Raw genomic sequence first — 10,394 nt, forward strand, 5'->3', positions numbered from 1 at the left:
TGGCGGAACCGGCCGGCGGCCGCTGACGATGGCGACCACCAGCACGGCCACGCCGACGAACAACAGGTAGAGCACGCCCCTGGCAGCGACGCCCATGATGCCGAGCACGACCGCCACGATGATCAGGAAGAGCACCAGTGCCATCCCCGGTCCCCTGCGGTCGTGTCCGGTCTCCACCGGCGTGCCAGGCGGGGTTCACCGCTCTCCCCGGCGGGTGGCAGGTCCGTGGTGGGCGAAGACGACCGCATCGTCCTCGGCAGGCAGCTCGCCGTCGGTGCCGATCGCCGGCGCATGCTTGACCTGGCTCCAGGGGTGGGCGACCTGCAGACAGCCGGGGCCGACCCTCGCGCCGGTGACGGGTACGAAGACCAGGCGGCGACGCGTGGGTGGTCCGCCCGGGTGACGGTGCCGGGCTGAGGTGCAGGCGGCAGTCCACCGGTCGCCGTCAGCCTGCCGGGCCCATACGGTCGTGATCTGGGGACTGATCATCGTCACAGGAGGCCAGGATGCGGCGCTACCGGTGGACCCTCGAGACCTAGGACGACGCCGGCCACTGGTCCCAGCAGGACGGCGCGCCTATGCCGAACCCGCTGGAATACGACGGGTCGCCCTCGCAGGCGGCAAGCCACCTGCGGGACGTGTTCGTGCGCACGCTCGCCCGGCCCGCTCCCGGCCCCCGGGCGATCAAGGTCCGCGTCTGGAAGGGGCACTCGGTGGGCGAGTCCCAGGCCGAGACCGAGTGGTCACGTGAGTAGTTGGAGCAGTCACAGCCGGTAGGCGGGCTCGGCTCGCCGCGTCACCGGCCCCTGCACGGGATGTCCCTCCGCGGGGTGGTTCCAGTCGTCCCGTACGGGGCAACGAGTCGGAGCCGACGGCGAACCGCGTGGTGTTGTCCGCTGACGGCCGGCGCTATCCGCCCGTCTGCGGCCGGTCTGGTGTCGGACGGCCCGCGGCTGTCAGGAGGTCGGTGCCGGTGCGCGTGTTGGCCGGGTCGGACGCCGTCGTCATCAGCCACTCGGCTGCGGAGGCTTCGGCGTCGGGGGGTATCACCAGGAGTTCCAGGCGCAGAGGGGCGAAGGAGCACACCATCACCTCGTCCGCGTCCTGCTCCTGTTCGAACCATCCGACGTGGATGACGTGGCCTGCGACCGGGACCCGCTGGGGGATGACCGGCCAGTGCGCCGGATTCACGGTGATCCGGGTGATGCGCCCCCACTTGGGGTCGAGCGCTGCCGCCAGTGGGGGAACTTCACGAAGGAGGTCGTGCGAGTGGGGCCACCAGGCCCCGTCGAGCCGGCCGGGGGTGGCGCCCTCGGGTGTCAGCGAGAGTCGGACCGGCGGTTGCGGCCCCGATGGCCGGCCAGTGGCGGGATCGAAGGTTGCGGTCATGTCGAACACCTACCCAGGGCTCTTTGTGAACCACCAAGTGCTGCAGCCGGGGCACCCTCCGAGCAATCCGCACGCCGCCGACGGTGAGTACTTTCACCGTACTCCGGCCAGGGCCAGGGTCCGCCCGGGATCAGGGGCGGCCGGTGACGGCTTCCCGGCCGGGTGGCACTACGCCGGCGTCCCGCTCCCAGGGTTGCCGCAGACGTCCAATTCGAAGGTGCGCTTCCCCGCGCAGGGTCTGCACCCTGCGCTACGGCTCCGGTCTACAGATCTGGGCTGGCGAGGTGGTCGGCGGTACCGCCGCGCCACTCGACCAGGAAGAGGCTCGCATCATCGGTTGTGGTTCCGCCCCGCTCTCGCATCAGGCTGTGGGAGAGGTGGTCGATCGTCTGGGCGCCACCGCTGATGCGGAGCGCTGCCATCGTCCGTTCCGGGACCTTGGCCGAAACGCCGCCCGGTCCCAGGGCGGCGCAGCGTCGGCCGTCCGAGTACCGGCGGCCCTGACATGCCGGTCCAGCCCGCAGGTCCGGCCAGGACGGTTCGGTCGGAGCTTCGGGGGCAGACACCCGAGGCCGCCCTGCCCGCATCGTTCACGCCCCGGGGGCAGACAACCCGTTGAGGCCGGTAGCGAGCCGTACCTCGCAGGGGCACACGCCCGCGGCCGGGTCCCCGCTGGATGTGGACGGCGGTGACCCGTCGAGAGTGTCGTGGACGAGCCACTGGGCGAGCGCGCGAGCGCCGTCGTGCAGCGACGTGCGGGGCGCCCATCCGAACTGCGTGCGGGCGCGCTCGATCCGGTACGGGGAGTTCCCGTTCCGTAAGTCGAACAGGCCGAGAGCCGACGGCGTGCGCAGGGCGCGGTCGACGGCGTCCGCGACGTCGCCGATGTACACGTGGCCGACGGCGTCGACCTCGTCCTGCACACGCCTGCGGGAGGCCAACCGCCTCGCGGCCGGCCCCTCGACGAGCCCGGGCCCGTAGACCGGCGCGAGCCGGAACACGGTGACGTCGGGACCAGGGCCCTCCTTCGCGTTGTCACAGACGCGGGACTGCTCGACCGCCAGTGGTCCGCCGAGGCAGACCACGTGGCGCACGCCGGCCTGGCCCGCGTGGTCGAGGATGTTCCGCAGCCCGCCGCGCAGGCGGCCGACGGCGGGTGCGCAGTCGAGCCGGTCGTCCGGCTCCAGCAGGTGGACGACCGAGGTGAAGCCGTGCAGCGCCCCGTACAGCGCGGCCCGCTGCAACGGGTCTCCCTGACTTTCGGTCACCCCGGGGTAGCCCCGACGGGCAGGGGTAGCGGCCAGTGTGGTGACCTCCCAGCCGAGGTCGGCAAGGCGCTGCGCGAGGGGGACCGCGCAGGGGTGGTCGGCGCCCGTCACGGCGATGCGGATCGGGCGTCGGCGTCTGGCAGGTCCACCGCCGCCGGGATGCGGCCGCAGCCGCGATCCCGCCTTCACTCCGCTGGCGTAGCTCAGCCGCGCGAGCGCACTGATTCCCGTGCGTCGGTCGTCGGCGTCTCTGGTGCCCAGCGCCCAGTCGCTGGTGCGGGGAACCTCTGCGACGTAGCCTCGGGCGCCGTTGACGAGGCCCATCAGCATCAGAGTCGGCCAGCGGGCGTCCACCTGGTCTGCTCCCGAGGCGCCGGGCGAGGTGGACGCCGGGGCAGGTGGGCCGCCGGCGGTGGCGAGTGCCGTCCGTAGCCGTTTGCGGTACTTCTCGGGGTTGCAGCCGAGTCGGGAGAGGTAGCGGTCGGCGCTGATGGTCTCCCAGCCGTGGGTGGTCCGGGTTGCCACCAGGGAGCGTCCGTGGCGGCTGAAGGGTACGGCGTCCAGTGCGGCCACGTCCGCCGGCGACCACGGGTCGCCCTCGGACGGGCCCGGGCCGCCGTGCGGGCCCGGAACGGACAGGTAGGTGGGCAGGCCCAGGGCGCGCAGATGGTGGGACATCAGCACACTCAGGTCGGCCGGGGCTGCGCGCCTGCCGACGTCGTCGGCGAATGCGGCGGCGACGCGTGCGGGGAGCAGCAGGGCGGCTGTCGGTGTGCGTTCGTGGGTGGCGGGGGCCAGGCGGTGGCCGGACAGTGCCGCCAAGCGGGTCGCGGCGGCGTTGCAGGAACCGGGGTCGGTCGTGAGGGCGAGTGCCGCGTCCGGTAACGCCGCGGCGGCACAGCGGGCTGTCGCCAGGAGGGTGGGGTCGGGTTCGCGTCCGGAGCGGATCACCAGGTGGTGGGTGGAGGTTGGTGGGGTGTGACGCCACGCCGTGAGTGGCTCGGTGGGTTCGCTGATGGCCCAGCTCAGTCGGATCGGGGGCATCGGAGGTGATCTCTCTTCACGGGGTCGGGACGGACCGGCCTCCCGCTTGGCCCTGCGGAGGGTCCGGGAGGCCGGCAGGGATCGAACCGTTCCTGTTCGGGCGCCACTTGACGGATCCGGCGGTGAGGCCGGAGACCACGGGGCGTTCGATGCCGGCGGCGTCGTCCAACTCGTCATGGATGGAGGAGATGTGGGCGGTGAGGATCCGGATGGCGAACGTCAGGTTGAGGGCACGACGGTCACAGTGACGAGAGTGGTTGTCCACACCACGGTCCAGCCGAGCACGGACAGGAAGTCCGGCTGGTCGACGAGTTTGCTGTCCTTGTCGAGGCCGGCCCGGCTCCGGGCGAAACCGCTGGTGCTGATCCGCAGGAAGGAGGTCTGCAGCATCTCGACCACGGGCCCGAGAGATCAGTGAGGATCAGCAGGACGGCCGCTCCTATCCACGGCCACGGACCGAGGCGGGACGGTACCGACATCTTCGGCGGCGCGCCCGGCCGGGTAGCTCGGCCGGGGTGCGCGCCGGTCCTCGACGACATGGGTTCGCCCTTCCTCGGATGCGGTCGTAAGGGCCGCACGGGGGCGTGCGGTCGCGGGGGCCGTACATGGGTGTTTGTGGCGCGAGACGGGTGCGGCCGTCTCCCGCCACGGTCGGGACGCCCGGCGGCGGCCCGACCGTTTGCCGCCGGACTGGGTGACGGTTCATCGGCAGTCCCGGCGGCAGCCCGCTTGCCGGGCCGGCCGCTACTGGTTGGCGGCGTCCTTCGCCTTCTTCTGGAGGTCGGTCAGGATCTTGGCCGGGTCGTCCTTGACGGCGGTGCCGACGCTCTTCTTGATCTCGGCGGAGACGGCGTCCCAGGTGGTGTCGCCCAGCGGGTAGAAGGACGCTCGCGGGAGCAGGTAGAGGAAGGGGGCGAGGTCGGCGTGCTTGCCGTTGCCGGTCATCTCGGTGAGCGTGTCCTTGGTGACGGGCATCAGGTTGTAGAGCTCGTCGAACTTGAGGGTGTTCTCCTTGGTGTAGGTGTAGTCGAGGAACGCCTTGATCTGCTGCTGGTGGCCGTTCTTCTTGAACGCCATCATCCAGTCGGCCACGCCCAGGGTGGAGGTGAGCGGGCCGCCCTTGCCGGGGATCGCGGTGGTCGCGTAGTCGACCTTGCCGTCCTTGGACTGTTGGATCAGCGAGGGGTGGCCGTTGAGCATCCCGGCCTTGCCCGCGGCGAAGTCCGCGAAGGCGGTCCTGCGGTCGGTGGTGGCCGGGTTGGGGTAGGTCAGGCCCGGGTCGACGAGGTTGGCCTTCAGCCAGGAGAAGGTGTCGGCATTGGCCTTGCTGTCGATGGTGTAGGCGCCGGTGGCGTCGGTGTAGCCGCCGCCGTTCCCGAGCTCCCACATCATCGTCTCGCCCTGGGCCTCCTCGGGGCCGAGCGGGAGCGCGTAGGGGGTGACACCGGGAACCTTGGCCTTGATCAGCACGGCGTCGTTCTTCACGTCGTCCCAGGTGGTCGGGGCCTCGGTGATGCCGGCCTTCGCGAAGATCGCCTTGTTGTAGAAGAAGACGCGTGTGGAGGAGGCGAACGGGATGCCGTACTGGATGCCCTTGACCTGGCCGGCTCTGGCGACGGTGTCGATGAAGTCGGACTGGGTGCCGAAGGACAGCACGTCCGAGGCCTTGTAGAGGAGGTCGTCGGCGACCTTGTCCGCGTAGCCGCCGGTCTGCAGCACGTCCGGCACGTTGCCGCTCTGGATCATCGTCTTGACCTGCTTGTCGATGTCGTTCCAGTTCACGACCTGCAGGTCGACCTTGACGGCGGAGTTGTCGGCCTCGAATCCCTTGATCACGTCGTCCCAGTAGGCCTTGGAGCCGTTGGCAGCAGTGTCGCCGTAGTCGGCCACCACCAGTTTGATGGTGGTGGTGCCCGTCGCCTCGGCAGCGCCGTCACCACTGCCGCTGCCGCAGGAAGTGAGGGCCAGGGCGGCGATGGAGCACAGGGCCGCGAGGTCGAGCGTCTTCTTCTGCACGGACGGTACCGCTTTCGGGATGCGGGCCCGGCCGACGGTGAGGTCGGCCGGAGGAGGAGACACGCGCCAGGCGTGTGGGCGAGGGAATTTGACGTGGCGCCAGCAGCCGTCCTGCGGGATGCGCTGGACCGGGGGCCGGTCGCGGGGAGGCGGGTGAGCCATCCGACGTGCAATAGCGTGCACGGAGTTCGGACAGAGGTCTACGCCAGTTATCCAAAGGAGCGTCTTGTTGCGACCCACGCTGCTCCGAAACGGATTAAACGGACAACGTACCCATATGGTCCAGACCAACTCCTCCGAGGTGACGCCCCGTTGCGCAGGCCGCTTGCCTGCGTCGTGGCCCCAGCCCACCGCTGTATCCGCACGGCGATATATGCGTATGTGTGTGCTCCCAGGAAGACTCGTCCTGCCGCCTGCCGCCTGCCGCCTGCCGCGGCCGGCGTCCTGGCGAGAGGGACGGGTCCGGTGGCGTCGGGAGCCGGGCTCGGGCGGACGGCCTCACGGGCCACGCCGGTTGCCGCAGGCGGGTGCGGGCCGAGCGGGCCGCGGCGGCACTCGGGCGGCTCGCAGGTCTGTCCGGTGGGTGACGCCGCGGCCCCCTTGGTGGTGGCCGTGCGCGGCCACCAGGTGGGCGTTGATCACGGCTCCACGGCTGCGTTCGTCCGGTGTGCAGCCGGCGATCCAGTCGCCCTCGTCGACCTCGATGTGCAGAGCATGGCCCGGGTCGAGGTGCAGGGCGATGCGCCGGGTGGCGCCTGCTGGCTCGGGGCGGCGTACCGCTTCCCGAGCAGTCCGGGCCCGCCGGATGGCGCGTCGGTGTACAGACCTCGACCGCGCCGTCGTCGACGCAGGCCTCACCTCCTCCGCGCCACCACGGCCGCACGTTCCCGGCCGCAGCCGTAGGTGTGGCAGAACAGCCGGTCCTCGCCGGTCGGCGCGTCGGGCCGCAGCCGACTGCTCACGTCCACGGCCAGGACCAGCCGGCTATCGGCGGCCCTGGCCGTGGGAGCGCGGCCAGGGCCGCCGCAGCCTGCCGACGTCGATGCGACCGCGGTTCAACGCCTCGTACAAGGCGCGGTGGCCGCGGCGGCGCTCGGCTCGGCCGGCACTGTCAGGTCCACCGGGGCGCCGTCACCGGCCCGTCCGAGACCAGACCCGAAAGCACAAGCTCAGTGCTTGCGGTGGGTGCGGTGTGTGCGGCGCCTGCGGAGGAGGATCAGGGCGCTGGCGCCGGTGATGATGAGGGCGGCGATGATGCCGGCTCCGGTGTTGCCGCCGGCGGTGTGGGCGAGCCATCCGCCGTCGGTCCGTGTGGCGGTCGGGGTGGTGGAGTCGATGGCGGTGTGGTCGTCCGGTTGGTCGAAGGAGGGCGTGGCTGGTGGTGTGGCGGAGGGGAGGGGTTGCGTGGGGGTGCTTCCCGGGTCGGTGGGGGTCGGGGTGGGGGTGGTGGGCTTGCCGGTTGGTGGGGTGGTGGGGTCGTCGCCGAACTTGATGGCGATGTCGGCGCCGGTGGCGGTGGTCTGGGTGATGTTGATGGATAGGTGTGCGGTGGTGTCGGAGAGCGGGGTGCCGGTGGTGGTGAAGGAGCCGGTGGCGGTCTTGTTGTCGTGTTTGGTGTTGCTGATCATGACTGCGTGGTCGTAGTGGCCTTGCGGTATCCGGTAGACGTCCACGCCCTTGGCGACGTCGCGGTCCGCGGTGGCGGGGTCGGGTACGCGGTACTCGACGACGATGCGGTCCTTGCCGGTGCCGAGGGGGAGGTCGACCGCGCGTACTCCGGAGGTGCCGGGTGCGTGCAGTGGGGTGAGGTGCACGGTGGTGGTGGTCGAGGGGGTGGTGACCTGTTGGGCGGTGAGCCACTTCTGGGACAGGAGTTCTGGTGCGGTGAGGCCCTTCTTCTCGCCGCCTCCGCCCATGGGGGTGCGGGTGCTGTAGCCGTCGGCGGTGCAGGTGGTGTAGCTGCCGGTCTTGCAGAGTTGGCGTTCCTGGTGGGCGAATCCGAGGTTGTGGCCGGATTCGTGGACGATGGCGGCTTTGTCGTCCACGGCGCCTTCGTGGTACCAGGAGTTGGGGCCGGGCATCGAGCCGAGTCCCCACCAGTCGCTGCAGTAGGCGCTGTTGAAGACGATGGAGATGTGGTCGAACGTCACGTCGGGGATCGTCTTGCGGGCGAGGTCGTTCATCTGTCCGGTGTCGCAGGTGGAGGGGTCGTCCATGTCGATGGTGAAGGGTCCGAAGACGCCGTCGCCCTTGGCGGGGACGATGCTCAGCCGGTTTCCGGAGTTCGCGGCGTAGTACGAGGCGAGGGAGTCCTTGGCGCCGAAGAAGTTCTGTACGGCCTGGTCGTGGGCCTTCTGGGGGTCGGCGAGTGCGCGGTTGCGGAAGTTGACGAGCACCACGGCGCGGTGGTCGACGCTCTGGGGCGCGGGTTCGGCCGCGGCCGGTGCCGCGAGGACGGCCGATCCGACGGTCACCGCGCAGGCAGCGGCCGCGCCGAGCAGCACGGGGACCTTCACCACAGTGGCTCCCGCGGAGCGGGGTGCCGGGGCTGCACCTGTGGGTCGGGCCGGGAGTAGGCGGAATGCCATGAGTAGGGAGTCCTTGGTCGTTCGATCCGAGGGCGGTCGCGCAGAGGGCCCCCGGCATGGCGAGGTACCGCGATCCGTCCTTCGGGTGTGAGGCAGGAAGGGAGGTCTCCGGCCGTTGCGACCGGGGCTCACCGATCTCCGCGCCGGTGCGGAGAGGAGAGCGAGCTGCGACTTCCGTCCTGCATCAGGGGAGATCCCGGGAGGGGCGTCGGATAACGGAAATCGGGCAAGGACGGGTTGTGATTCACGACGGGTGTGACGCCCGTATGCCCTGGTGGCCCCTCGCCGTCTGCGAGGGGCTACCAGGGGCGGGGCCAGCGTTGGCTCAGGCGTTGACCTGCATGCTGTAGAGGGAGTAGCCGCGGGTGATGCCCTGCATGCGGAGGTGGCGGGTGGTGGTGGGGTTGAAGGTGAGGGTGTCGGTGCCGATGTGGCCGCGGCGGGGCCCGCGGACACGGGGCGGTCAGGGGGACGGTGGATGTCTCTCAGGGTGAGAGCAGGTTGAGGTCCACCGCGTTCGCCATCGCCTGGTAGCCGGCGTCGTTGGGGTGCAGGTGGTCTCCCGAGTCGTACAGGGGGTTGAGGGCCAGCGGGTTGCTGCTGTCGCGCATGACGGCATCGAAGTCGATCACGGCGTCGTAGGCGCCACTGGTCCGGATCCAGTCGTTGACGGCTGCGCGGACCGACTCCTTGGGGGGGCTGTAGTAGCCGGAGCCCTGATCCGGAAGGATGGTCCCGCCGTAGATCTTGACGCCTTGTGCGTGGGCCTGGCCGATGACCGTCTGGTAGCCGGTGATGATCTGTTGTGCGCTCGGAGGTCCGTTCCCGATGTCGTTGATGCCCTCCAGGAGGATGATCTCCTTGACGCCGGGCTGGCCGAGCGCGTCGTGGGCGAAGCGGTTCAGCAGGCTGGGGTTGCTGGTGCCGTCGGTGAGGACCTTGTTGCCGCCGATCCCGGCGTCCACCACGCCGCGGGTGGTGAGGCCGTTGGCGTTCAGCCGGCGGGCCAGGTCGTCGGGCCAGCGCCGGTTGGCACCGGAGGTCGAGTGGGAGCCGTCGGTGATGGAGTCGCCGATGGCCACGACGGTTCCGGCGGCGGTGGGCGAGAGCACGTCGAGGCCGGCGAGGTCGAACCAGGAGGAGCTGGTAGTCGGGTAGTTGACGGTGGCGTCGTCGCTCACGTGGTTGCCCGGGCTGGAGATGTACGTCGTGTCCCAGGCCTCCAGGTGCAGGGTCGAGGGTCCGGTGGCGTTCGGGAGGTAGACGCTGACCAGCAGGTCCTGGTCGGCGTTGACGGACATGGGGATCGGGTCGCTGGTGAGGTCGCCGCCGGTGGGGATGGTGGCGGTGGCGGCGCCCGCGAATTTCACGCTCTGGTGGCTGCCGGCCACCGCGGTGCCGCCGCTGCTCTGGAGGGCGACGTCGACGGCGCCGATGTTGAGCGGCGTCGTGCCGTACAGGTTGCTCAGTCGGACCCGGACCTGCGATCCGGCCACCGTGCTGTGCGCGACCATCCGGATGGTCTGGTTGGTGAAGCTCTGGCCGCCGCCCCCCAGTCCGGCGGTCCAGGCTGCGACCCGCTGGGGGGCGCCGCTGTAGACCTGGAAGGAGTAGAGGGAGTAGCCGTAGGGGGTGCCGCGGGTGATGCCCTGCATGCGCAGGTAGCGGGTGGTGGTGGGGGTGAAGGTGATGGTGTCGGTGCCGGCGCCGACGTGGCCGCGGCGTTGGAAGAGGGTGGTGGTCCAGTCCGTGCCGTTGGTGGAGGCCTGGATGTCGTAGTCCCTGCCGTAGGCGGCTTCCCAGGTGAGGGCGACGGACCCGACGGACTGGGCGGTGCCGAGGTCGACCTGGATCGACTCGTTGTTGTTGTAGGCGCTGGACCAGCGGGTGGCGGGCTTGCCGTCGAAGGCGAGGCTGGCGGAGAGGGCGGGCGTCTCGGTGGACGACGCGCTGGCGATGTGGTTCAGGGCCAGGTCGCCCGGGCTCTGGACGGTGAAGGAGTAGAGGGAGTAGCCGTAGGGGGTGCCGCGGGTGATGCCCTGCATGCGCAGGTAGCGGGTGGTGGTGGGGGTGAAGGTGATGGTGTCGG

8 protein-coding genes and 1 pseudogene are annotated in these 10,394 nt (G+C 70.6%); 1 reads left to right on the forward strand and 8 read right to left on the reverse strand.

Going from position 1 to position 10,394, the window contains the following annotated elements; genetic code table 11:
• Positions 1-578: 578 nt before the first annotated feature.
• Positions 579-755 carry a hypothetical protein gene (locus ACFTWP_RS40050; protein ID WP_380270122.1) on the forward strand — a complete coding sequence of 59 codons (177 nt, stop codon included), beginning with the start codon at positions 579-581 and terminating at the stop codon, positions 753-755.
• Between the two features lie 154 nt (positions 756-909).
• On the opposite strand, the gene ACFTWP_RS40055 is transcribed toward ACFTWP_RS40050, so the two are convergent.
• The 8 genes and pseudogenes from ACFTWP_RS40055 to ACFTWP_RS40090 all read right to left on the reverse strand — a co-directional run.
• The gene (locus ACFTWP_RS40055) at positions 910-1,389 is read right to left on the reverse strand and encodes a DUF5994 family protein (RefSeq protein ID WP_380270123.1); all 480 of its coding nucleotides are present in this window, start codon (positions 1,387-1,389) and stop codon (positions 910-912) included.
• Positions 1,390-1,652: 263 nt separating this feature from the next.
• On the reverse strand, positions 1,653-1,811 hold the full coding sequence (locus tag ACFTWP_RS40060; RefSeq protein WP_380270136.1) for a hypothetical protein: 159 nt from the start codon (positions 1,809-1,811) through the stop codon (positions 1,653-1,655).
• 168 nt (positions 1,812-1,979) lie between these two features.
• Complete coding sequence (locus tag ACFTWP_RS40065) at positions 1,980-3,701, reverse strand: NAD-dependent epimerase/dehydratase family protein (protein WP_380270124.1); 1,722 nt, start codon at positions 3,699-3,701, stop codon at positions 1,980-1,982.
• Positions 3,702-3,920: 219 nt separating this feature from the next.
• Positions 3,921-4,100: a hypothetical protein gene (locus tag ACFTWP_RS40070; RefSeq protein ID WP_380270125.1), complete on the reverse strand. Its 180-nt coding sequence runs from the start codon at positions 4,098-4,100 to the stop codon at positions 3,921-3,923.
• 345 nt (positions 4,101-4,445) lie between these two features.
• Entirely contained in the window at positions 4,446-5,717 is a 1,272-nt protein-coding gene (locus ACFTWP_RS40075) for an extracellular solute-binding protein (RefSeq protein ID WP_380270126.1), read from the reverse strand.
• 896 nt (positions 5,718-6,613) lie between these two features.
• A pseudogene (locus ACFTWP_RS40080) lies at positions 6,614-6,888 on the reverse strand (transposase); the annotation flags it as partial.
• Positions 6,887-8,233, reverse strand: coding sequence for a hypothetical protein (locus tag ACFTWP_RS40085; protein ID WP_380270128.1), 1,347 nt, complete (start codon positions 8,231-8,233; stop codon positions 6,887-6,889). The gene ACFTWP_RS40085 and the pseudogene ACFTWP_RS40080, both read right to left, overlap by 2 nt.
• 557 nt (positions 8,234-8,790) lie before the next feature.
• A partial coding sequence (locus tag ACFTWP_RS40090) for a GDSL-type esterase/lipase family protein (RefSeq protein ID WP_380270129.1) occupies positions 8,791-10,394 on the reverse strand: 1,604 nt, incomplete at its 5' end.

Source organism: Kitasatospora sp. NPDC057015 (assembly GCF_042673745.1).
Taxonomy (GTDB): Bacteria; Actinomycetota; Actinomycetes; order Streptomycetales; family Streptomycetaceae; genus Kitasatospora.